Raw genomic sequence first — 24077 nt, forward strand, 5'->3', positions numbered from 1 at the left:
CTTTAGATAAGTTTATTAAGTCATTCATTATTTGATGGTTTTTATATTTATTTCTGATATAAGTTAATTTTTCTTCTAGCTTTTTTGGAGTAGTTCCCCTAAATAGTGCTCTCATTATTTCATAATTAGTTAACAACCTAAAATCTCCGATGTTTTGTTTATAGTCTTGATTAAGGAGTATTATATACATATTTTCAAAATGTCTATACTTGTAAATATAATCTATAACCTTTGATTTGAATTTTTTGTCTTTTATTCTCATTTTATATGTTCTTATATTTTTATTTCCGGCTATAGATTTACTCATTTTCTTTTAACTCCCTCTATAATCTTTTTAACTACTTTTTGAATTTATAATTGTTTTAAGGTTTTTATAAGTTTTTATAAATATTTTGTAACTGTTAATTAGCCTCCTAACCAAAACTCATCGTTAACTATATCATAATCTAATTATTACCATCTTTTCAACTAAAAAACCACCCCTTATTAAAGGGCGAGCTTGTTGACAAAATAAATTTTTATGAAAATGACGCTCATGCAAACGAATTTAGAAAAAACTTAAGGCTCAAATTTTTAGAAAATCCTAACGCACCTAATCAAGACCTCCTGTCTTGTAGGATGCTGGTTTGACTTCCTGTCAAACCTACGGATTTTCTAAAAAATTTTCACCTAGTTTTTTAACTAAATTCTTTCAAGCATTCGCTTTCATTTTCATAAATATCAAAAAATATAAGTTTATAAGCAGCCCGACCCCTTATTAAAGGGGCTAAAAATTATCTAGGATAAGTTGGTCTCAGAGGACTTACTATTCTGCCATTTATAGCATCAATATGAAGTAACCAATAACCTATCCTATCTCTATTTCTACCTCTTTTAGGTATCCATGTAGTAAAGCCAGTCATTCCTCTATAAGGTTGTTCATCCTTTGTAAATCTACCAGGAATGCCGTAAACATAATATTTAATCTCTCCATTTTCCTCTGCAATTCCAAATATATAATGTCCATACTTTCTAATTAAATTATGGCAAGTCGTAGCCTTAAAATTAATCTGATATGGATAATAGGTATTAATTATATAATTATAAAAAGGCAAAAATCCTCTGTAGATATTCTTTTTGTCATATTCTATTTCCCACCAAGTGTACCCTTTCAACTCTTCTCTTAAAGGGTTAACTTTCTCAAAGAATTTCAATATATTCAAAGAATAATTAGCTATATGTCTGCTGTAATTCCTACTACTTTCAGCATAATCATAATTCAAATTAATAGAATGTCCATACTTATCATCATTATTTGTTTCATATCTAATTCCCTCTGTTTTACGTTCATTTATGTTTTCTATTTCTTCATCTTTTACAAAAATATCTTCTTCATTTTCTATTTCTAAATATTCATTTTCATTTTGTTCAAACTCTGTTTCATTTTGAATAGGTACCTGGTCTTTCTCAACGTAACCTTCATCTTGCTTTATAGAATTATCTTCCGAACTTTCTTCTACCATATTATTTAATTCATTTGTCTCATTATCAACATCTTCTATATTTTCTGTTTCATCTATATTTTCTGATTCATGTTTGATGCTTTCTTTAAGCTCTACATCTTTAATCAATATATCAATAGAATTATCTTTATTTCTAATATAACCAACCAAAGGAATTATTATTTTTTCGCTATTGTTTTCATAAAGTTGAATAAATACTGTATTGAATTTATCAAACGGAATACCCGTTCCTCCTACTGATTCCGGATTGAATTTCCATAATAAATTTCCCTTACCATTTTCATTTAATACAATATCGCCCATTTCTACTTTTATTGGCCGTTCATCAATAATAGCAAGTAAATTTCCAATATATATATTATCTTCATTTATATTTTTAGTTTTTTCTATATTTAACTGTATTTTTCCTCTACCGCCTCTAACTTCTATCTTAGCATAGCCTTTCAAATTATTTTTATTATTTAAGTATCCTACACTATTAGGTTCTAACATTACAAATTTCCTCATATAACTCTGCTTTTCATACAATGTTATTTCCCCCTTTCAAACATCTTATTATAAATATATGTGCGTAAGGGGGAATAGTGAACTATTTACTTAAAATAGTATTAGTTATCTTTGCAAACTCATCTAAACTCAAATTTTCTGCTCTAGTTTTTACATCAATATTACACTCATTTAATATAGATATTATATCCTCTTTAGCTATACCTAGTGCTCCTAAACTTAATGCATTAACTAGAGTTTTTCTCCTCTTGCTAAATGCAGCCTTAATGATTTTAAATAAAAGTTTCTCGTCTTTTACTTCAACAATTGGCTTCTCATATATATCTAACATAATTACAGACGAATCAACATTGGGACGAGGCATAAACACATTTTTAGGTACATTGACTATTATTCGAGGGTTAGAATAATACCTAACTGCAATAGAGAGTGCACCATAATCTTTAGAACCGGGTTTAGCCGTCATTCTTAATGCTACTTCTTTTTGAACCATTACTACTATCTTGCTTATCCTTATCTTTTCTTCTAATAGTTTCATAATAATCGGTGTTGTTATGTAGTATGGCAGATTAGCTACTACTTTTATTTCTCCGTCATCATCAAAATAATCAGATATTAATGCATTGAGATCTATTTTCAACACATCTCCCTCAACTAAATAGAAATTATCATAACTAGATAAATTGTTATTAAGTATAGGATATAAATTTTTATCTATTTCTATTGCTACAACTTTTCTTGCTCTCTTACATAATTCTTGTGTTAAAGTCCCTATACCCGGACCTATTTCTATTATCTGATCACTTTCCTTTATTTCTGCCCCATCACATATTTTATCTATTATATTTTTATCTATTAAAAAATTTTGCCCTAAACTCTTTGAAAAAGCAAATCCATATTCATCTATTATCTCTTTAATTACTTTGGGGGAATACAGTTTTTTTTCACTCATCTATTTTTCAATCCTCCTAATCGCCTCAATAAATTCTTCTCTAGTTATTCCATAATTATTTAACCTCTTTAAAAACTGTTTGGAATTACAGTATCCAATACCTAATATTTCCCCTAATTCCTCTCTTTTTTTGCTCGAATTAGGATGCCCAACTAATCCATATTTTATCATATCTTCTTTAGTAAATTCTCTTCTTTCTTCTATTGATTCGACTCTTGCATTTTTTAACGCCATTATAATATCTTCTTTAGAAGCATTTTCAATCCCTATATTATCTCCTTTAACAGCCTTCTCTCTAGGCAAAAAAGCATGTTTACAATTCTTAATTTCCTCGGAAATTATTTTTCGGATCTTCTCCCCTGCATAATCAGGGTCTGTAAATATTATTACGCCTCTTTTTTTAGCAGCTGTTTTAATTCTCTTCATGGTTTCTGGAGATAATCCAAAGCCACCAGTTGCTATAATTTCTGCATCTACTGCTCTTTTTACGGCTGCTATATCATCTTTTCCCTCTACTACTATTACCTCTTTTATCATTCTTTAACCTCCCGATTTTTATAAAATGTAAAATTGAAAATTTAAAATTATTAACAGTTAACAGTCAAAGCCAATAGTTGATAGATTAAAGTCTGATAACTAGTAACTAATAACAAAAAATTAATTTTCACTATCAAATAGCAAACTCCGAATGACAAATAATCAATACTAGTATCTAGTACCAAGTACCTAATATCTAATTTTACATTTTCAATTTTAAATTTTCAATTGTAATATCACAACCAACAATTTAAAAAAGCTAACAGCAAGTAATTACAGCTGTTAGCTAATAAACTAATTACTTAAAATATAAACTTTTACCTTTCTTCTTCCAAAAGCTAAAGCCTTACTTCTACTTTCAAAGAAAAGGTCTATCCTATTACCTTTTATCGCTCCTCCTATATCTTCCGCTATAGCAAAACCATAATCTTTAGTGCCATCTAAAGACTGAATATACAGCTTCGTTCCTAAAGGAATTACTCTTGGGTCTACCGCTACTACCCCATGTCTAACTTTAGTCCCCATAGCCGTAATTCCATAATTTTTATCACCGGGTCTTTTACCCGTACTTTCATATGATAAGTCGTAAGCTGTAGCAGTCATAATCATGCTTTTCTTAAATCTAAAATTGCCTCTCGATGAAACGAAATAATCTTTAGTCCCAATTTCTAATATCTGTGGAACAGAATTCTGTACTATTCTTTCACCGGATATATATTCGGAAATCAGCTTGCCATTTCTATAAATTTTGCTAACCTCTATCTCCTTAATACCATTTTTACCAGACTGTATCTTTTTAACCTTGCCTTTTTCAAGTTGGTCATTATATCTTACTATTTTCTCATATGGTATAGTCTCTGTTTTTAAATCAATTTTTTTATCCATTTGAACAACTACTATCTTCATACCGTCTACAACGCTGTTATCTAGTCCAGGAATAACATAATCATCTTCATCATATGCAATACTCAATTCATCTAGTACATCTTTAACTGTCTTTTTTAACGTCCTGACTTCTATAGCTCTATTCCCTAAGAAAACATTTAAAGAAGCGGCTCTATTTATCTGTATTACCATACCGTCTTTAACCGTTTCATCGAGTCCCACACTAACATAGTCTTCCTTATTCAAATCTATATTGAGCTGATTAAATAGTCCTTCAACTGTTTCCTTTGTAGTTTTATAATGCATTTCATTACCGTCTATAATAATGCTGACTTCCTTTACGCTATCTTTATAAATTCCCAAGATAGCTATAAGCGGAATTAATAATATAATAAATAATAGCAGTATTTTCTTATTAATGAATTTTATACTCATCATAATCCCTCCAAAAATTAGAGTTCTAATGTATTGTATTGTAAATATTATTTTTTGTCAAATTTATTAGATATTTACACCTCTAGGGCCAAATGTTACTATTTCTTTGCTATTTTTTGCTTCTTAAAAGTTATTATTTCCCAAATATACACTTATATTCTTTCGTTTTACCGATTAAATAAACAAAAATAATCCTAGACAATACCGTCTAGGATTGAGCTTGTTGACAAAGTAAAATATTTTATGAAAATAACGCTCATGCGGACGAATTTAGAAAAAACATAAGTTTGTCAACAGCCTAGGATTAAATTTAATAATTAAATCTGACATTAACAGTCTTCCAAGAAGTATATACAGAACCGCCTCCCGGTTTTGTAAATAACCCTCTAAATTTTATATCAATTGCAGCATAAGATTCTGTTGATGCCCAAGTAGAAGCTGGCGAAAATCTCTGCCCATCGATAAAGCCACCAAATAGAGTTTTTTTACATCTCCAAGATACACGATCATCAGTTAAACTAGCAGTTGTATTAATATTAGGTTTACTACTCATGTTAATAATATAAGAAAGCGACCCACTTGGTCCACCATCACCATAGCCTACAGATACTTCTATTTGCGACTTATCTTCAGTACTTTCTGGACCATACTCTAAAAGTTCATCCGAAGAAAAAGGCAAATTATGTTCCACATCAATTGCTATACCCTTTCCTTCTCCTTCTAACATCAAATTCGTTCTAATTGAAAAATAATCGTATGTGCTGTCTGTTTCATCTGTTTCTTGATAAAGTGTATAATCCATAACCACATATCCACCATAAGTGTTATATGTTTTAAAATTGAATTCACTTTTTCTTACAGTATTTGATAATACACTAACTTTTGAATTAGGCATAACATCGTCTAATATTGCTTTTAAAAATAAATTTTTATTATAACTACCTAATTTATCTTTATCAATACTTGCGATTAGACCACTCATAGCTTCATTTTTTGATAAAGCAACTACATTTTGAATTTCGTTTTGTTCAAACTTATTACCAAAGAACATAAATACTTTTTTATTATTCTTTATTTTTTTACTACCTGAACTATATATATCTACATACTTTCCAAATCTCCATAATCCCATAACTTCACTATAATCTTTTAGAGTTAATTCCCCATATAAATAAATCTTTTTATTTTGCTCATAAGCTTTTCTTAACATTATCTTTATTCTTTCATCTACAAGATTAAATGGAACTGCAATTTCATTGTATTTATTTATACTCTCTATAGTTAAATCATCAATTGTGCCAACATCAACACGTAAATTTGCATAATCTTTTTCAATAAATGATAAATCATAATTATTAATATTATCTACTATCAACAATAAATCTTTTAAAGAACTACCAAATGAAACATTAACTGTTAAAGTAGAAATTAATAATACTACAGTCAGAAAAACAAATAAAAATTTTTTCATAATAATCCCCCTTATTGCTGATAATTACATTTATATCTAATAATATTTATTGTAATCCTCAAAATTTTAAAAAATAATTAATTTTATTAAATCTATAAGTCATTAAATAAACCTTACTTACTTTTTTATCATTATATTATAACAGGAAACAAATGTAAATATTTGTTCCATTTTTCATTTAAATAATAAATACTCAACTTAATGAAATATAGCAAAATCTCCAATCTAAATGAATTAAAGAAGATTCTGCCCATATTCATTACGGAAATTATATTTAAAATTATCTACTTAATAAGAAATATGAAAAATTTTTATCAAAGATTAGGGTTAAATACTAATCACTAGTATTTAACCCTAATAAAATTTTCTACATACCAGGCATCATGCGACGATGCGGACATGTTGGCATCATTGGATACATTGGATACATTGGGTACATAGGGTACATTGGATACATAGGATACATTTTTTCCATATCTTCCATGTCCATTTCTTCATCCATCATTGGGGGACACATTGGATACATCGGATACATCGGCATCATTGGATACATTGGCATCATAGGATTATCTTCGCAATATGGCATCATCGGATACATAGGGTACATTGGATACATCGGCTGCATCGGCATCATTGGACACTTATCTTTGTCTTTTGGATAATCTCTATCACAATCTCTTCTCATTTAATCAACTCCTTATGCAATTGGTATTGCCTAATAACATTATATGAAAGAAGTAGTTTTACGTTACTCAAACAAAAAAACGGCTAAAAGCCGTTTTTAATTTATATTGAATAATTTCTTTGTATTTTCAGCAGTAATATGTGCAACTTCTTCAATAGTCATCCCTTTTAATTCTGCAATCATTGCAGCAACGTATCTTACATATAAGGGTTCATTTCTCTTTCCTCTATGCGGATGTGGTGTAAGGTATGGCGAATCTGTTTCTATCAGTATTCTATTGATATCTATAGCCTTCGCTACTTCTCTAGGAGTTTTTGCATTTTTGAAAGTAATCGGCCCTGCAAAAGATATATAAAATCCCATTTTTATATATTCTTTTGCCATCTCTACACTACCAGAAAAACAATGCAATACTCCTCTTAATGTACCATCCTGTTCTTCTTTCAATATATCATATACATCTTTATGTGCTTCTCTATCATGTACTATAATTGGCAAATTAAACTCCTTCGCTAATTTAATCTGCTCTCTAAACCACTTTTTTTGAACATCTCTTGGCGAAAAATCATAATGATAATCTAATCCTATTTCTCCTACAGCTATAACTTTATCTTTTTTTAATAATGACTTTAAAACCTCTATTGTATCTTCATCCATAGTTTTAGCATCGTGAGGATGTATGCCAACTGCCGCATAAATATTTTCATACTCTTCTGCTAAAGCGACAGCCTTTATAGACGATGCTAAATCAGCACCGGGATTTATAACTATCGACACATCATTGTCTTTTAAATTTTTAATAATCTTATCTCTATCTTTATCAAACCTCTTATCATCTAAATGTGCATGACTATCTATTAACATATTTCTCTCCCCTATTATCTTTCTTCATAATTTTACATTTTAAATTTCCAATTTTACATTATTACTGAACTCTTGCCCCACTCTTTATTTCATCTAATACGGTTGCCAATGTTAACTTTTTACCTTTACTTGCAGCAAGAATCATACCATGCGACTCAATGCCTCTTAATTTAATTGGTTTTAAGTTGGCTACAAGTATAACATTTTTTCCTACTAAATCTTCTGGATTATAATATTTAGCTATTCCTGAAACAACCTGTCTCTTTTCATCTCCAACTTCAAGTTGTAAAACTAAAAGTTTATCGGCATTAGGATGTTTTTTTGCCTCGATAACTTTTGCAACTCTTAAATCAATCTTATCAAAATCATCTATGGTAATAAAATTGTCTTCATTTGTTTCATCAGATGTATTTGCACCCTGTCTTTTATTTAAGAATTCTTCATTTGCTTTGTTTAACCTCTCTAATTCCTTTTTAATATCTAATCTTGGGAACATTGGATTTTCTCTTTTAACCTTTAATCCTGAAGGCAGTCTTCCCCATTTACTTATATCATCCCATGATGTTCCATGTCCATTATCTAAACCTAACTGTCTCCAAATAGTATTCGATGTTCTCTCCATAAAAGGCCTTACTAATACAGATATAATTCTAATCGATTCTGCTAAATTATAGAGTACCGTATCAAGTCTATCTTTTTTATCTTCTTCTTTGGCTAAAACCCAAGGCATTGTTTCGTCTATATATTTATTTGTCCTTCCTATCAATTTCCAAATTTCTTCTAAAGCACTACTAAAGTTTAATTTATCCATTAATTTTTCGACTTTATAAGGTACTGATGTTGCCATTTCTTTTAAATCTTCATCATGTTCTCCATCTTCTACTGGCTTCGGTATAATCCCGCCATTGTATTTTTCTATCATAGCTACCGTTCTGCTAACTAAATTTCCAAGATCGTTAGCTAAATCTGAATTAATTCTCTGCAAGAACTTCTCTTTAGAGAAAGAACCGTCTTGGCCAAACGAAAACTCTCTTAATAAGAAATATTTTAATGCATCTATTCCGTAAAGTTCAATTAAAGGTTCTGGATAGACTACATTCCCTTTAGATTTTGACATTTTCTCATCTTCAAATAATATCCATCCGTGCCCAAAAACTTTTTTAGGAACGTCTATATCTAAAGCCATTAAAATAGCAGGCCAAACGATAGTATGGAATCTAACAATTTCTTTACCTACTAGATGCACATCAGCAGGCCAGAATTTCTTAAAATCTTCATCATTGTCTGTTAAATAACCTAATGCTGTAATGTAATTACATACTGCATCAAACCAAACGTATATTACGTGTTTTTCATCAAATGGAACTTTAACTCCCCAATCGAATGAAGTCCTTGATACACATAAATCTTCAAGTCCTGGCTTTAAGAAATTATTTATCATTTCATTCCTTCTAGATTCAGGCTGTAAAAACTCTGGATTTTCTTCAAATAACTTAATTAATCTGTCTTGATATTTTGATAATTTGAAAAAGTAAGCTTCTTCTCTTGTAAGTTCAACTTCCCTTCCGCAATCTGGACATTTTCCATCTACAAGCTGACTTTCTGTCCAGAAAGATTCACAAGGAGTACAATAAAGTCCTTCGTAATAGCCTTTATATATATCCCCCTTTTCATATAATTTTGTGAATATCTTTTGAACTATTTCTTCGTGCTGCTCGTCTGTAGTTCTAATAAAAATATCATTTGTAATCTCTAAAGTTTTCCACAGCTTTTTAATGTCTTCTACGATTTTATCCACATATTCCTTAGGAGTTATCCCCTTTTCTTTGGCTATCTTGTCAATCTTTTGTCCGTGTTCATCTGTACCAGTAAGAAACTTAACTTCATAACCTGTAAGTCTTTTAAATCTAGCCAATACATCCGCAGCAACAGTTGTATATGTATGTCCTATATGAAGATTATTACTTGGATAATAGATTGGCGTTGTAATATAAAAAGTCTTATTCATAATAAATACCTCCCGTTCTAAATGAATTTTAAATGTTAAATTTTAAATATTAATTTTACATTTTCAATTTTCAATTTTACATTTAAAAAAATCCTCCACCCCCAACATATAGGGGCGAAGGATTTACTCGCGTTACCACCCTAATTTACACAAGCCTCACGACTTATGCCTCACTAGGTTACAATAATAACCTTGTATTCTTAACGGATACAAACCCGTAATAGCCTACTTAACTTTCAGCTATTCAACTCAGGGGCCATCTTCAGCTCAACCTCTAATACCAGTTTCCACCAGTCCTGGCTCTCTATAATTAGAATGTTAAGCCTACTCTTCCCTTCATAGTTTTTTCTATTATAGTATGTTTATTTACCAAAAACTATACAAAAAAATATATCTATTTGTCAAGAAATTTTTCTAATTTCAAAATATTAGTCTACAAACTACAACTGAAGCAATTACAGAAGCCAAATGAGACAACAATGCTGCTTTCAGAGTATATCTACCATCTTTGATACCCACAGCACCAAAATAGACAGCCATAGTATAAAAAATAGTCTCGGCAGAACCCATCATTGTTGATGCCACCCTACCAGCAAAAGAATCGGGACCATATGTAGTTATTATATCTTTTACTACTGCTAATGAACCACTGCCTGAAATAGGCCTCATTATGATTAGAGGAATCACTTCTTTAGGTATGGATAAAAATTTGGCTAAAGGAGTAAAAAAGTTCACAATAATATCCATAGCGCCCGAACGTTTAAATATCCCTATGGCTACAAAAATAGCTATTAAATACGGCATTATTCTAATAGATGTTTTAAATCCTTCTTTAGCACCGTCAACAAAAGCATCATACAAATCTACCCCTTTTAGATACCCATAAATCAGTATGATAGATATAATTACTGGTATTATAGATATAGAGATTAAATTTAATATATAAACCATACTATCAACCTCTTAATTGGAATATTTTAACGCTTATTATCCCTACTAATGTAGAAATTGTAGTAGCTATTAAAGATGTGCCAATTATCTCTGTAGGATTTAATGAACCTGCATCTGCTCTAATTTTAAGCACCGTAAGAGGAACTAACTGTATCGAAGACATATTTATTACTAAAAACATACACATCGCATTAGAAGCCCTTTTTTTATCTGCATTAAGTTTATTCATCTCTTCCATAGCCTTAATCCCCAGAGCCGTAGCAGAATTACCTGCCCCAAACATATTAGTTACCATGTTCATAATTATTGCACTTATCGCCGGATGATTTTTTGGAAGCTCAGGAAACAAGAGTCTAGTGATAGGCCTTAATATTCTACTAAAAGCATTTATCAGTCCAGACTTATTCGCAATATTCATAAGCCCAAGCCATACTGCCATAATCCCAGTTAAACTTATAGCAAATTTTACAGCTTCTTGTGTATCTTCTATAATAACCGTATTTATCGAATCTATATTGCCGTTTATAATCGAAACAACTATTCCAATAAAAATCAAAAAAAACCATATATAATTTATCAATATTCTCCCCCCTCTTTCCTATCAAATTATATGCCTTAAGAAAATAAGATATTTCAAAAAAACAAAATAGAACCCGTATAATACGAGTTCCAAATTATTGATAAACTTATCTTTAATATTTATGAAAATAAAAGCGAATGCTTGAAAGAATTTAGTTAAAAAACTAGGCGAAAATTTTGAAGAAAATCCGTAGGCTTAACAGGATGTTAAGCCAGCATCCTACAAGACAGGACGTCTTGATTAGGTGCGTTAGGATTTTCTAAAAATTTGAGCCTTAAGTTTTTTCTAAATTCTTTCGCATAAGCGTTATTTTCATATATATTTACTTTGTTAACAAAATAGAACCCGTATAATACGAGTCCTATATGTTTTGTCAAAAATTATAATATCTTCTCAATATATCTTAATGCAGCTTCTTTATTAGCACTTATCTTCCCATAATATATTGCCTTTCTTACCTCTTCTAACAAATCTCCCACTAACACATTTTCACCTAGATCAAATTTCTGCATAATTTCTTTTCCCGTTATAATATTAGATATCTTTTCTATTTCTTTGTATCTTGTTAGATAATTATTAGCCATATATTCTATATGAACTTTAAATTTGCCCATTTCTTCTCCTGGATACAGTAGCTTTCTTGTCGCTATTATATCTGCTAAAGATATAAGCAAAATATCCAGAGTATCTTCTTTTAACTCCGAAAACATTCCATATAAAGCCTTCCCACTCACATCATTATTCTTATATAAAACTAACGGAAGCATATGTTTAGCAACCATCTTGTAAAGTAAATCTCTTTCTTTTATACTTAATTTAAGCCTTTCAGCAATCTTCTTTACTATTTCCGCTCCTGTTATTTCGTGTCCTTTAAATCTTATCCTTCCCGTTTCATCTACTTTTTTAGCCGATGGTTTTCCTATATCATGGAAAAATGCACCCAATTTTATTAAATCTAACCTCGTATGGTCTGATGCAACTATTTTTTTAGTATGCTCCTCATAAGCCTTTCTTACATGATCTTCAAAATAACTATCTGCATAGATGATATCTTCTGCTACCTTAAGCGTATAAATTGAATGAGTTAAGGAATCGACTACATGATACTTACATTTTCCTATTTCCCTCATAGGTTCTATTTCCGGGAAAATCTCCTCTAAAATATTCAGCGTCCTATCCATATAATTAAAATAATAATAAGTCCTTCTATACTTCAATAACTTAAATAATTCATGCGTTATTCTCTCATAAGGCATGTCTTTAATCTTTTCTTTATTCCTCTTTATAAGCCTCTTTGTAGTATCATCTAATTCAAATTCAAGCTGCGACATAAACCTAACCGCTCTTAACATCCTAATTGGATCATCTTCAAAAGTATTATCTTTAACATGCCTAATAATACCTTTATTTAAATCGTCAAGCCCGTTTGCTACATCTATAATATTTTCATTAGAAATTTCCCCATTTTCTATTTTATCTATATCAACTGCCAAACTATTTATGGTAAAATCTCTATTTAGCAAGTCCTCATTTATGTCGTTGCCTTTCAATTGACTTATATCCACTATCACATTTCTTTTACTATCAACAACTCTATAAAATTTATGCCTGCCGCCCAAAGTAATTAATTTACCGTTTATAGATTCAGCAAATTCTTTGGCTACAATTTCTGCATCTTTTTCAACGACAAAATCAATATCCTCATTAGACTTATTGAGTAAATAATCCCTTATATAGCCACCCACGAGATAAATTTTGACATCTTTTTTATCTCCTATTTCCCTCAATCTAGGAAGGATTAAATCCAATTAAATCAACCCCTCAAAAACAATCTCATTAGTACTCTATTATAATTATATACCATTTGAAATATTAAATCACTAATAGAAAAATAATAAATATCAAGCAATACTCAAATTTAATAGTTAATAATTTAACAATTTTTGTCTAATAACTAGATATTTTCTAATAAACTCATAATGATTAAATATATTAATTTTTGGAAATTTAAAATTTTAGGTTGACTTTTATTGGCATATCTGGTACTATTTCTTTGTAGGAAGTTGTCGAATTATGACTAAAATTAATATTTAGGAGGGGATTTTTATGAAATCAACTGGTATCGTTAGAAAAGTAGATGAATTAGGAAGGATTGTTATTCCAAAAGAATTAAGAACTACTTTCGAGATTGGTGAAAAAGATTCTTTAGAAATCTATGTAGATGGCGAACATATAATTCTAAAAAAATATGCACCAGCATGCATTTTCTGTGGACAAGCTAAAGATGTACAAGTATACAAAGGTAAAAACATCTGCCCAGCTTGTCTTGAAGAATTAAAAAATCTTTAATATTAAAGCAGCTTGATAGCTGCTTTATTCTTTTTTTCTATTAAAGTTCTAATGACAAACTTTCTTTATAAACATCTCTTTTAGGTATGTTCCTTTCTTTAGCTACCATTTTAATCGCATCTTTTTTGCTTAATCCCTTATTTATATAAAATAATATATGTTCCTTTACTGTAATATCAGCCCACCAATTATTATCAAACTCATTATCTTCTATTTTGGCTCCCTCTATTACCAGCACAAATTCACCTTTTATACCGTCTTTTTGAAATTTATCGATAGCTTCCTTTAAAGTACCTCTAAAAATTTCTTCATACCTTTTTGTAAGTTCTCTTGCAACTGCAATCTTCCTATCTCCTAATATTTCATTCATGTCCTTTAAAGAATTTATAAGTCTATGAGGAGCTTCATAAAAAATAATAGTTCTATCTTCTTTTCTAATTTTATTAAGTCTTTCTCTTCTTTCTTTTTTATTAGAAGGCAAAAACCCCTCAAAAACAAATCTATTTGTAGGAAGCCCTGATATTACTAATGCCAATAGAGATGCACTAGATCCCGGCAACCCAACTACTCTTACGCCATTTTCAATCGCAAGTCTTATTAAATCTTCTCCAGGGTCCGATATCCCCGGCATTCCAGCATCAGAAACTAAAGCTATATTTTCTCCTTTTAAAAGCTTATCTATTAAAATTTTTCCTTTTTGTTTCATATTATGCTCATGATAACTTGTTAGAGGCTTTTTTATATCATAATGATTTAATAGTTTTAAAGTATGTCTAGTATCTTCTGCTGCTATTAAATCTACACTCTTTAACACATTAAGAACTCTAATCGTAATATCTTCTAAATTTCCAATAGGCGTAGGGCATACATATAATACACCTTTACTCAACATCTTTTTTTCCTCTCCATTCCATAAATCTCATAAATTTCATCTGTATAACTTCCATCTTCATTGTATACATAAAGCGGTTTCAAAAATTTCAATTCAGGTTTAGATGCTTTGATACTCTTTATTAAAATTAAATTAGGCTTTTCTCCAACTCTAGGATGGACAAACCTTAAACTTTTAGGTTCAAGTTTATATTTCCTCAATAGACACAATACATCAACAATTCTATGCGGCCTATGAACTAAAAAAAATCTGCCATTATGTCTTAATAATCTACTCGCTACCCTTATAACATCTTCAAGTGTACACATTATTTCATGTCTCGAAATTGCCTTTTTATCTTCTGGATTAATAGCTCCACTCCCTGAAACCATATAAGGTGGATTGCTTGTTACTACATCGTACTTATTAATACCAAGAATGTCAGGAGCTTCTTTTAAATCAATATTCAATATTTCTATAAAATCTTCAAGTTTGTTCATAAAAACTGACCTTTTAGCCATTTGAGCAACATCTTTTTGAATTTCTACCCCATATATCTTCTTTACTTTGTTTTTAGCCCATAATAATAACGGGATTATACCTGTTCCTGTACCTAAATCTACTATTTCCGAATTATCCTTTATATCACAAAAATTTGCCAATAGCACAGCATCCATACCAAAACAAAAGCCTTTGGTATTTTGTATGATTTTTAACCCTTTACATTGTAAATCATCTATTCTCTCATTTTCTTTTAATGTTACTTTTCTCATTTGTCTCTCTCCTACTTCTTTTTTCTAATCCACAGGAACTTATGTTTTAATATCTATTATAAAAGAAAGACCCTGACAGGGTCTTTCTATGTATTTATATTATTCTAATACTGGCGCATCTACTGGACATACATTCGCACAAGCACCACACTCGATGCAACCATCTGCATCTATCACATATTTATCTTCTCCTGGACTAATAACATTTACAGGACACTCTGGTTCACATGCTCCACAGCTAATGCAAGCATCTGTAATTTTGTAAGCCATTAGGTTCACCTCCTTCTGGATATAACACTAATTCGTGTTCTCCTTTATTTTAACACTTATTATTATTTTATAAAAGTATTTTTATTATTTTTAACATAAAATACAAATTTAATAGACAGCATATAAATAGAAATCCTATTAATTTTCCTCATCTACTCCGTCTTCATTTATAACTTCAATTTCATCGACTGAAAATAAAAACATTTCTTCTGTATCTCCCTGCTTAACTTTTACTTTTACTAATTCTAGTAGCGTATTTGTTTCTACAACTATACCATTCCCATTTGGAGTAACTACTAAAGCTCCAATTTCAGGCAATTTTTCTAGTGATTTTTCATAAGTCTCATGTTCATACTTTAAACAGCACATAAGTCTACCACAAATTCCTGATATTTTAGTCGGATTTAATGATAAGTTCTGCTCTTTTGCCATTTTTATAGAGACAGGTTCAAATTCACCTAAAAAGCTAGCACAACACATAGCCCTTCCACACGGGCCGAGTCCTCCTATCATTTTAGCCTCATCTCTTACTCCAATCTGTCTTAATTCAATTCTAGTTCTAAATACTGAAGCTAAATCTCTTACAAGTTCTCTAAAATCGACTCTACCATCGGCTGTAAAATAGAATATAACCTTATTGTTGTCAAATGTATATTCAACATCTATCAGCTTCATTTCTAATCCATGTTCTTCTATTTTCTTTAAACATATATCAAAAGCAATGTTTTCTTTTTCCTTATTTTCATAATGCTTCTCCATATCCTCCTCAGTTGCTACCCTTATTACAGGCTTTAAAGGAGAAACTATTTCTTCTTCACTCACTTCTTTAGGCCCTACTACAACCTGTCCAAATTCTATACCCCTAACCGTCTCAACAATTACATAATCATCTTTTTTTATTTCTAATTCGGCTGGATCAAAATAATATATCTTACCAGCTTTTTTAAATCTAACTCCTACTACAGTAACCATAATAACTATACCTCCTGCTGCACTTTTAGAAGCATAACTTCAACAGCTAACTGAAAATTAACATTAGAAGCTACATCTTCTTTTGTTCTTTCAATACTTTCTATTATATTACTTACTTTTTCCATTGATAGAATATTGCTATGCTTGTAAATAAGCTCTATTTTATCTTTATTTATTATAAATTTAGTATCTCCTGTAGCTTTAAAAATCATAATATCTCTAAACCAAATCATTAATAAATCTAATATCTCATCTATATTTTCTTTATTCTCAACAAAAATTTGACTCAAACTAAATATTCTAAATCTGTCTGAATAAATAATATCATCTATAGCAGAAATAATATCATCTCTTAATTTTCTAAATTCTTCAGATTGTGCCAATTTAACAGCCTTTCCTACTATCCCATTTGAAAATGAAGCTATAAAACTCGCCTTCTGTTCGGAACAACCATACTTATTTATCAGCAACTTTTCTATTCTCTCTTTCTCAACATATGAAAACTTTATTCCCTGACATCTAGAAACTATAGTAGGCAAAAGACTCATACTTTTATCAGTTATAAGTATAATAACTGCATATTCAGGCGGTTCTTCCAAAGTCTTAAGAAAACTATTTTGTGCCTCTGAAGTCATTTTATATGCATCTTCTATAATATACACTCTTCTTATCCCCTCATAAGGCAGCATTCTAATAGAATGAAGTAATTTCTCTATTTGTTCCCTTTTTATAGAATTCCCTTCAGGACTTATCATATCGAAATCCGGATGATTCCCTGAATCGAATTTAAGACATGATAAGCATTTATTGCATGGTTCTATCCCCTTTTCCTCACACAATAGAGTTTTAGCAAAGGCAAAAGCAAGTTTCTTCTTGCCCATAGATTTAGGACCTTCAAAAAGATAGCTATGAGCTACACTATCATTTCTAATTGCATTTTGAAGTTTTAAAATATTTTGTTCGTGCCCAATTATATCGTTAAAATCCATATTTTATCCTCCAACTACAGATAGATATCTAAAATAAGTCCCCTAATATCGTCAAGCCTTTTTAATATATTCAAATTATCTTTTTCTTTTTTCAATACATCTTCCGTTAACTTCTCAAGTTCCTTATCTACTTTCTTTATTATAGCATAAATCCTATGCCTTCCCCTTCTATCAAGAAAACTATTTTTACTAAATTTAACCATAGATTCCAAGGCTTCTTTCATAAATTGTGAAACTAATTTCTTATAAACTATCAGCTCACTTATATCTATCTTTTTAGATAACCTTTCCGCCTGCTTGTCTATCTGCTTTAATAACAAATCTAATCTCTCTTTTTTATTTAGTCCTTCCATAACCTTTAGAGACTGACTAAATTTTATCTTATTAACATCTGCTTTATTGCTGACTTCATTAATTTTATTAAATGCCTTACCGTTTTTACTGGATATATCACTTATTTTCATAAACGAGCCCCCTATATTTTTTCAAAACGGTCTACATCAACTACAAATATTGTTGCACCGCCAACTTGAACCTCAATAGTATATGGCACATAAACTCCCGAAGACACAGTTGTAAGTGAAGGAGATGTTGTAACTTGCTTTCTCGACTGACAAAACTCCTTTATAATTTTAATGACTTCATCAACCTTTTCCTTTTCGACACCTATTAGTAATGTAGTATTACCAGACTTTAAAAAGCCTCCAGTAGATGCCAATTTAGTAACACTATAATTATTTTCCATAAGAACATCTATTAATTTAGGAGCATCTTCATCTTGAACTATCGCTATAATAAGTTTCATCTTAACACCTCCTTTTCATTCAATTCTAATATTTTATCGACTACATCTTTTATATGTTTAAATATATTTTCGATATCATAAGTTGCATTAATTACTTCTATTCTATGCGAATACATTTCCTTAATTTTCATATATCCCTCATACACTTTTCTATGAAATTTTATGTCCTCTTTATCGAGTCTATCTCTTTTAGTTCTATTTCCTATTCTCTTTAAAGCAGTATCTGCATCTATATCAAAGAATAGAGTAATATCTGGCTCAAGCCCTCCAGTTGCAAAATCGTTTATTTCTTTAATCTTATCAATTCCTAATCCTCTAGCAAATCCCTGATAGACTAAACTAGAATCTACAAACCTATCACATATTACTATTTTCCCATCTCTTAAAGCCGGTAAAATAACTTCATGTACATGCTGTGCCCTAGAGGCAGCATATAGTAAAGCCTCTGTATATGGCGACATATTTGTATTAGATGTATCTAAAATAACCTTTCTTATGTCTTCGCTAATTCTAGTTCCACCCGGTTCTCTAGTTACTACTACATTATACCCTTTATCTTGTAAATATTCCTCTAATAGTCTTATTTGAGTACTCTTACCTGACCCATCTGGTCCCTCCATTGTAATAAATATTCCCTTCATCCGTATCATCCTTTACTTTATAGTTTTAATTTCATTCATGTCTTTGCTAATACCTAAAATCTGTATTTTCATCGTTTTTAAATAGTTAATATATTCTACTATACTTTCTGTAATTTCTTCTCCCGGACATAATATCGGTACTCCCGGTGGATAAGGTATAACAAAATTGGCTGATATTCTACCAACACTCTCATTAATTAAAACATTTTCTATATCACTATAAAAGGCATCGTAAATAGAAATCCTTGTTTTTGGCTTAATATATTTAAAATCTATTTTGTCCACTTTATCTGCTCTATAAATCTCTTTTTTGGTTATATCTTCAATAGCTAATACCAACTTTTCTAGATCATTATACTCATCAAAAACTGTAGCCAATGCTAATACATAATAGATGTCTGACATCTCTACCTGTATATCATAATCCCTACTTAAAATCTTCTCTAGAGTACTTCCATTTATATTTATACCCGTAAGATTAATCAATATTTTAGTTATATCAAAATCAAAACATACTTTTTCATCTCTATTGTTAAAAATTTTAACTCCCTCAATATTATTCATAATAGATGTAGCTCTCTGTATATTCTCTATTAAAGTATTCAGCTTTTCCCTGCCTTCTTCGTTCATATAAGCTCTGGCAAAATCAAGTGAAGACATTAAGATATAAGAAGGACTCGTAGTCATATGAATTGTAAGCATTGTCTCTAATCTTTCCAAATCGACTCTACTGCTGCACACATGAATCATTGACGATTGTGTGAATGCTGGCAGAGTCTTATGTGTACTATGTAAAACTATGTCTGCACTAGATTCAATAGCAGATTTAGGAAGTTTATTGCTAAATATAAGATGGCTGCCATGTGCCTCATCTACTATTAATATTTTATTATATCTATGTACTATTTCAGCTATGCTCTCTATATCACTGCATACGCCAAAATACGAAGGATTTGTTATAACAACGGCTTTAATATCACTATGTTTTAAAAGTGCTCTTTCTATATCATCGGGATTTATATCGGTAACTATATTATACTCACTATTATAATTAGGATATATATATATTGGATTTAATTTTCCTAATATAATAGCATTATATACCGATTTATGACAGTTTCTCTGAATTAAAATTTTATCGCCCGGTTTAGTAATTGACATTATAGCCGCATAAATAGCACCAGTAGTCCCATTAACCGAATAATACGTTTTCTTTGTTTTAAATGTTTCAGAAGCTAATTTAAGGCTCTCTAGTATTATTGAATTAGGACTGTGCAGGTTATCCGTTCCCTCTATCTCGGTAACGTCTATTTGAGGAATTAAATTTGCCCAATCTATCAAATCTTTTTTACCTTTATGCCCCGGCATATGAAATCTTACTTTATTTTTATTAATATAATCATTTAATCCTTCTATGATAGGCACTCTCATAAAATCCTCCCAATATAAATTCTACTAATACTGCTTTTATCCTTTATTTGTATTATAATCTAATCTTTCCAAAATAAAAAGACATGGAATTTACTCCATGTGAGCTTGTTGACAAAGTAAAATATTTTATGAAAATGACGCTCATGCGGACGAAAACTAAATTCTTTCAAGCATTCGCTTTCATTTTCATAAATATTAAAATATAAGTTTGTCAATAGTCTGACATGGAATTTACCCCATGTCTATAAGTCTAATTTATACATGCTAAATATTCTATCCAGATATGTTTAATCATAGTCTTATAGTACTCGTATTTTATATCTTTAACATCTATATTAACGATATCATATTCACATTCCTCACATATATGTACCCCTAATAAATCTATTCCTTCATAATCTAACTTATTACACATTTTACATACTTTTAAGTCCATTTTACCATCCCCTCAATTAATTATTAACTAGATTTTTACCCTTTTTTAATATTTTATTCATAAAGCATGCCCAAAGTTCGATACTATCGTACATTATTTGGTATTATTTATCATCCCATAAATACTAATAAATGTTATAATAGAAACATAATTAGTATTTTTGAGGAGGAGTATAATGAAATTTAATCTAAATGAGTTCTTACTCGCTGTATCATGGGCACTAGATTTTGTTGAAACCGATATACTTGGAGTATCTCTAAATCACTCAAAAAGAGTTGCATACATATCTCTAAAAATGGCTGAAGAAATAGGAATGCGACCAGAAGAAATTTTTGATTTAGTATCGTTAGCTCTTTTACACGATAATAGTATAAGTGAAAAAGCTATACACGATACTATTCAAAATAGAAATGTAGATATATTAAGCAGCATTGAAAGCTGTAGAAAACACTGTATCATATCTGAAGAAAATTTAAAAAATTATCCATTCCTAACTAACGTTGAAGGTGTAATTTTGTATCATCATGAAAATTATGATGGAAGCGGCTTTTTTGGTAAAAAAGAAGATAGTATCCCTTTGATGTCTCAAATAATCTCTTTGGCAGATACATTAGATTTAAAATTCGATTTAAAAAATTCCTATTTTAAAAATAGAAACGAAATATTATCATTTGTAAAAGCTAATGAAAATAAATTATTCTCTAGCAGGTTAGTAAATACATTTTTAAAAATCAGCGAAAACACTGGCTTTTGGCTAGATTTGAAAGACGAATACATAATTAGAGCATTAAAGTCTAATTTACCATTGTTTAGTAAGAACTTAAATCTAGAAAAAATACATGATATAACAAAAGTTTTCTCAAAAATTATAGACTCTAAATCTAAATTTACTCTTAAACATTCATATGGATTGAGCCTAAAAGTATCTGAAATGAGCGACTATTACAATAAAGATAGAGAAGAAAAACTGAAATTAATTATAGCTGCAGATCTACACGATTTAGGAAAGTTGGCAATACCTAATTCTATACTAGATAAGAATGGCAGATTAACAGAGAGGGAATTTGATATAATAAAGACACATACTTATTATACTAGAATAGTTTTAAGTGAGATAAGCGGGTTTGAAGAAATTACTGAATGGGCAGCTAACCATCATGAAAAATTAGATGGATCGGGATATCCATTTGGAAAGAATGATAGACAATTAGATTTCAACTCAAGACTTATGGCTTGTTTAGACATTTATCAAGCACTTACTGAAGAAAGACCTTATCGTAAACCTATACCGCACTATAAGGCCATAGAGATTTTAAAGCAGATGGCATATGACAGAGCCATTGATATCACAATAGTAGATGATATTGACAAGGTCTTTTCCAAATAACGTTTTTAAATTTGCAGTATATTTATAATTAAACTCCCTTAAATACAAGAACTTGACAATTTTCGACTGAATAATTATAGTAATACTTGGGTAGTATACTTTAGAGGGACTTATGCAGAACATTTTATAAATCCCTCTAGAATTTAATAATCTTTATTCTTTTTCAATACCTAATAGCCAGCTTACACTGACACCTAAAAGTTTGGAGAAAGCCACTAATTCATAGTCGGTAACTATCCGTTTGCATTGTTCTATTTTTGATATGCTCGCTCTATCTATATAGACGCCCATGGTCTGCAATTTTATAGAAACTTGCTGTTGGGTTAAATTGTTTTTTAAACGTGCTGTTTTCAATCTTTTACCGATTAAATTTTTGTATTGTTTATCATTTATTAGTTTCATATACAATATTCACCACCTTTACATTATTTGTTTAATTTAAGAATATTTTATTTTTTCCAAAAACATGTTCTAATAAAGAACAACAAGTTGAAAATAGGTCTATTGGGGGATGTAAAAATGAAAAAAGATGTTATTCTATTATTATGTGAAAATGGAGGGATTTTATTCTGCAGTTCAGAAAAGTCAGAATTCTATAAATCTTTAGTAGAAGACTCTAATATTTTGAATTTAAACAAAAATAAGGGTCAAAGCAGGATAAAATATAAAGAATATACAATAACAAGCCAAAAGATACTACATAATAACAATGTATTTTATTTAATTTCAATAACTACAAATATATTCAACATAGATTATTACAAGAGACTTGCATACATAGATTCTCTTACTAACTTACATAATAGAAATTTTTGGGAACATCTTAAAGATGGTATTTTAAATTTTCCTAAATACAGAACATATGGACTTATAATAGTAGATATGGACAATTTGAAAAGCATAAATGATAATTGGGGCCACAGTTTAGGAGATGAAGCAATAAGAATAGTTTCGCAATCTATTAAGGAATCTATAAGGAAAAAAGATATACCGATAAGATATGGCGGTGACGAATTTATAATTATAATCCCCAACGTAGAAAATAATGTAATTAAAAAGATAATAAACAGAATTAAATATAATCTCTCATTGAAGAGTAAAAATGTTCCCTTCACTATTAGTGTAACTTTTGGATTTGCTAATACAAACGGTATTGATAGTTTACAGTTAGCTTTCGAAAAAGCAGATTATTTTATGTATAAAAGAAAAAAAGCAAAACTTAATATAAAGGAAAAACAGATAAAAAGCTGAGGAATTTTAATGTCCCCAGCTTTCTGCATTATTTAAAACTTTATTGCCCAATGCTTTTAATAGCCTATCACTTGGTTTAAAAATTAATCTATATCTTTTACCTTCCTTCTCAAATTCTGCAAAATAAAATTTGTCGTATTCTCTATCGCAAATAAATTTATAGGTATAGGCAATATTTTCGTCATTTTCTAATTCTCTATAAGGTCTTATAATTTTTATATCATCTATAGGAACCTTTAAGATTAAATTATTTTTCTTTCCAACATTTTTTTCAAATAAAAGCTCATCGTCTACTAGAATATAAGTATAGCATTCTAATAACCTCTTTATTATGAACATACAGATAACTATAGAAAGTATTAATATAGCAATACTAGCAAGCCCAGCATATTTTTTACCTAATTTATTACATAATGTTATTAGAAAATTTACACCTACTACAAAAGTTAATACCATTAAAATAACTTCCCAGAAAGGTTTCGGTTTTTTCGTTATCACCTCTTTTATTACATTCCTCATGATTAT

The 24077-nt window shown here is 29.9% G+C and carries 27 protein-coding genes and 1 other annotated feature; of the genes, 3 read left to right on the plus strand and 24 right to left on the minus strand.

The window, feature by feature from the left end:
• From BUB51_RS04205 to BUB51_RS04260, 12 genes are all read right to left on the minus strand, one after another.
• The coding region (locus BUB51_RS04205; RefSeq protein ID WP_200791888.1) for a hypothetical protein at window positions 1–307 on the minus strand (307 nt) is incomplete at its 3' end.
• A 466-nt stretch (window positions 308–773) separates the two neighbouring features.
• Window positions 774–2030 carry a DUF7922 domain-containing protein gene (locus BUB51_RS04210; RefSeq protein WP_073195766.1) on the minus strand — a complete coding sequence of 419 codons (1257 nt, stop codon included), beginning with the start codon at window positions 2028–2030 and terminating at the stop codon, window positions 774–776.
• A gap of 61 nt (window positions 2031–2091) precedes the next feature.
• Window positions 2092–2961 (minus strand): 16S rRNA (adenine(1518)-N(6)/adenine(1519)-N(6))-dimethyltransferase RsmA, encoded by an 870-nt coding sequence (gene rsmA / locus BUB51_RS04215; RefSeq protein ID WP_073195768.1) that lies wholly within the window; start codon window positions 2959–2961, stop codon window positions 2092–2094.
• Window positions 2962–3498, minus strand: coding sequence for a ribonuclease M5 (gene rnmV, locus BUB51_RS04220; protein ID WP_073195770.1), 537 nt, complete (start codon window positions 3496–3498; stop codon window positions 2962–2964).
• Between the two features lie 294 nt (window positions 3499–3792).
• Window positions 3793–4818, minus strand: a complete 1026-nt coding sequence (locus tag BUB51_RS04225; protein WP_159430376.1) for a 3D domain-containing protein — start codon at window positions 4816–4818, stop codon at window positions 3793–3795.
• A gap of 310 nt (window positions 4819–5128) precedes the next feature.
• Window positions 5129–6289, minus strand: a complete 1161-nt coding sequence (locus BUB51_RS04230) for a hypothetical protein (protein ID WP_035162533.1) — start codon at window positions 6287–6289, stop codon at window positions 5129–5131.
• Window positions 6290–6656: 367 nt separating this feature from the next.
• The gene (locus tag BUB51_RS12855; RefSeq protein ID WP_143153564.1) at window positions 6657–6974 is read right to left on the minus strand and encodes a hypothetical protein; all 318 of its coding nucleotides are present in this window, start codon (window positions 6972–6974) and stop codon (window positions 6657–6659) included.
• Window positions 6975–7070: 96 nt separating this feature from the next.
• On the minus strand, window positions 7071–7838 hold the full coding sequence (locus BUB51_RS04240) for a TatD family hydrolase (RefSeq protein WP_073195776.1): 768 nt from the start codon (window positions 7836–7838) through the stop codon (window positions 7071–7073).
• Between the two features lie 61 nt (window positions 7839–7899).
• Complete coding sequence (metG, locus tag BUB51_RS04245; protein ID WP_073195777.1) at window positions 7900–9846, minus strand: methionine--tRNA ligase; 1947 nt, start codon at window positions 9844–9846, stop codon at window positions 7900–7902.
• A gap of 107 nt (window positions 9847–9953) precedes the next feature.
• Window positions 9954–10195: a binding site (T-box leader), on the minus strand.
• A 71-nt stretch (window positions 10196–10266) separates the two neighbouring features.
• Window positions 10267–10797, minus strand: coding sequence for a spore maturation protein (locus BUB51_RS04250; protein WP_073195779.1), 531 nt, complete (start codon window positions 10795–10797; stop codon window positions 10267–10269).
• A 4-nt stretch (window positions 10798–10801) separates the two neighbouring features.
• On the minus strand, window positions 10802–11377 hold the full coding sequence (locus BUB51_RS04255; protein WP_035162543.1) for a nucleoside recognition domain-containing protein: 576 nt from the start codon (window positions 11375–11377) through the stop codon (window positions 10802–10804).
• Window positions 11378–11757: 380 nt separating this feature from the next.
• Window positions 11758–13185: a CCA tRNA nucleotidyltransferase gene (locus BUB51_RS04260; RefSeq protein WP_073195781.1), complete on the minus strand. Its 1428-nt coding sequence runs from the start codon at window positions 13183–13185 to the stop codon at window positions 11758–11760.
• A gap of 298 nt (window positions 13186–13483) precedes the next feature.
• On the opposite strand from BUB51_RS04260, the gene BUB51_RS04265 reads away from it, so the two are divergent.
• Window positions 13484–13726, plus strand: coding sequence for an AbrB/MazE/SpoVT family DNA-binding domain-containing protein (locus tag BUB51_RS04265; RefSeq protein ID WP_035162545.1), 243 nt, complete (start codon window positions 13484–13486; stop codon window positions 13724–13726).
• A gap of 40 nt (window positions 13727–13766) precedes the next feature.
• Here the strand turns inward: BUB51_RS04265 and rsmI are convergent, their stop codons facing one another.
• From rsmI to BUB51_RS04315, 10 genes are all read right to left on the minus strand, one after another.
• Window positions 13767–14618, minus strand: a complete 852-nt coding sequence (rsmI, locus tag BUB51_RS04270; RefSeq protein ID WP_073195782.1) for a 16S rRNA (cytidine(1402)-2'-O)-methyltransferase — start codon at window positions 14616–14618, stop codon at window positions 13767–13769.
• Window positions 14612–15370 carry a tRNA1(Val) (adenine(37)-N6)-methyltransferase gene (locus BUB51_RS04275; RefSeq protein WP_073195784.1) on the minus strand — a complete coding sequence of 253 codons (759 nt, stop codon included), beginning with the start codon at window positions 15368–15370 and terminating at the stop codon, window positions 14612–14614. The genes rsmI and BUB51_RS04275 overlap by 7 nt, the downstream gene beginning before the upstream one ends.
• A gap of 99 nt (window positions 15371–15469) precedes the next feature.
• Window positions 15470–15640 carry a 4Fe-4S binding protein gene (locus BUB51_RS04280; protein WP_035162551.1) on the minus strand — a complete coding sequence of 57 codons (171 nt, stop codon included), beginning with the start codon at window positions 15638–15640 and terminating at the stop codon, window positions 15470–15472.
• Between the two features lie 138 nt (window positions 15641–15778).
• Entirely contained in the window at window positions 15779–16612 is an 834-nt protein-coding gene (locus BUB51_RS04285) for a PSP1 domain-containing protein (protein WP_073195786.1), read from the minus strand.
• Window positions 16613–16617: 5 nt separating this feature from the next.
• On the minus strand, window positions 16618–17601 hold the full coding sequence (gene holB / locus BUB51_RS04290; protein ID WP_073195789.1) for a DNA polymerase III subunit delta': 984 nt from the start codon (window positions 17599–17601) through the stop codon (window positions 16618–16620).
• A gap of 14 nt (window positions 17602–17615) precedes the next feature.
• Entirely contained in the window at window positions 17616–18065 is a 450-nt protein-coding gene (locus BUB51_RS04295; protein WP_073195791.1) for a YaaR family protein, read from the minus strand.
• A gap of 11 nt (window positions 18066–18076) precedes the next feature.
• The gene (locus BUB51_RS04300) at window positions 18077–18406 is read right to left on the minus strand and encodes a cyclic-di-AMP receptor (protein ID WP_073195792.1); all 330 of its coding nucleotides are present in this window, start codon (window positions 18404–18406) and stop codon (window positions 18077–18079) included.
• Window positions 18403–19047 carry a dTMP kinase gene (gene tmk, locus BUB51_RS04305; protein WP_073195793.1) on the minus strand — a complete coding sequence of 215 codons (645 nt, stop codon included), beginning with the start codon at window positions 19045–19047 and terminating at the stop codon, window positions 18403–18405. Before tmk ends, BUB51_RS04300 begins: the two co-directional genes overlap by 4 nt.
• Before the next feature lie 12 nt (window positions 19048–19059).
• On the minus strand, window positions 19060–20478 hold the full coding sequence (locus tag BUB51_RS04310) for an aminotransferase class I/II-fold pyridoxal phosphate-dependent enzyme (RefSeq protein WP_073195795.1): 1419 nt from the start codon (window positions 20476–20478) through the stop codon (window positions 19060–19062).
• A gap of 250 nt (window positions 20479–20728) precedes the next feature.
• A complete protein-coding gene (locus BUB51_RS04315) occupies window positions 20729–20914 on the minus strand; it encodes a sigma factor G inhibitor Gin (protein WP_035162565.1) in 186 nt (61 codons plus the stop codon).
• Between the two features lie 175 nt (window positions 20915–21089).
• Here BUB51_RS04315 and BUB51_RS04320 point away from each other — a divergent pair, with 175 nt between their 5' ends.
• On the plus strand, window positions 21090–22301 hold the full coding sequence (locus BUB51_RS04320; protein WP_073195798.1) for an HD-GYP domain-containing protein: 1212 nt from the start codon (window positions 21090–21092) through the stop codon (window positions 22299–22301).
• Window positions 22302–22454: 153 nt separating this feature from the next.
• On the opposite strand, the gene BUB51_RS04325 is transcribed toward BUB51_RS04320, so the two are convergent.
• A complete protein-coding gene (locus BUB51_RS04325) occupies window positions 22455–22703 on the minus strand; it encodes a helix-turn-helix domain-containing protein (protein ID WP_035162586.1) in 249 nt (82 codons plus the stop codon).
• Window positions 22704–22820: 117 nt separating this feature from the next.
• Here BUB51_RS04325 and BUB51_RS04330 point away from each other — a divergent pair, with 117 nt between their 5' ends.
• On the plus strand, window positions 22821–23552 hold the full coding sequence (locus tag BUB51_RS04330; protein WP_073195801.1) for a GGDEF domain-containing protein: 732 nt from the start codon (window positions 22821–22823) through the stop codon (window positions 23550–23552).
• A 6-nt stretch (window positions 23553–23558) separates the two neighbouring features.
• Here BUB51_RS04330 and BUB51_RS04335 read toward each other — a convergent pair whose 3' ends face one another.
• Entirely contained in the window at window positions 23559–24071 is a 513-nt protein-coding gene (locus tag BUB51_RS04335; protein ID WP_073195804.1) for a hypothetical protein, read from the minus strand.
• Window positions 24072–24077 lie beyond the last annotated feature (6 nt).

It is taken from the genome of Caloranaerobacter azorensis DSM 13643 (assembly GCF_900129995.1).
In the GTDB taxonomy this organism is placed as follows: domain Bacteria; phylum Bacillota; class Clostridia; order Tissierellales; family Thermohalobacteraceae; genus Caloranaerobacter; species Caloranaerobacter azorensis.